The following is a 255-nucleotide window of genomic DNA, read 5'->3' on the forward strand; positions in this document are numbered from 1 at the left end:
GCCGATCCAGCGGCAAAGCCATTACCGGCAGCAGATGCACCAGCACCCGCCAGTCCGCTGAACAGCGTGCCGAAGATGCCCACCGCCGCCTGACGCACCTGGATGCGGATCAGGTCGGCGATGATGCTGTCGGCCAGATCCTTGAATGACAACTTCCCGGTCTTCACGAACTGGATGATGCCGTCTTCCATGTTGCTGAAGGCATTGGTGAATAGCGATTTGCTTTGGCCGGCCACATCAGCAGCTTGCTCGGCA

General features: G+C 59.6%; 1 protein-coding gene. It reads right to left on the reverse strand.

Translation table 11 applies throughout. From position 1 onward, the window contains the following. Nucleotides 1-255: phage tail tape measure C-terminal domain-containing protein (locus L6D63_RS28530; RefSeq protein ID WP_236170525.1), on the reverse strand; the 255-nt coding region annotated here is incomplete at both ends.

The organism is Pseudomonas parakoreensis (genome assembly GCF_021602155.1).
In the GTDB taxonomy this organism is placed as follows: domain Bacteria; phylum Pseudomonadota; class Gammaproteobacteria; order Pseudomonadales; family Pseudomonadaceae; genus Aquipseudomonas; species Aquipseudomonas parakoreensis.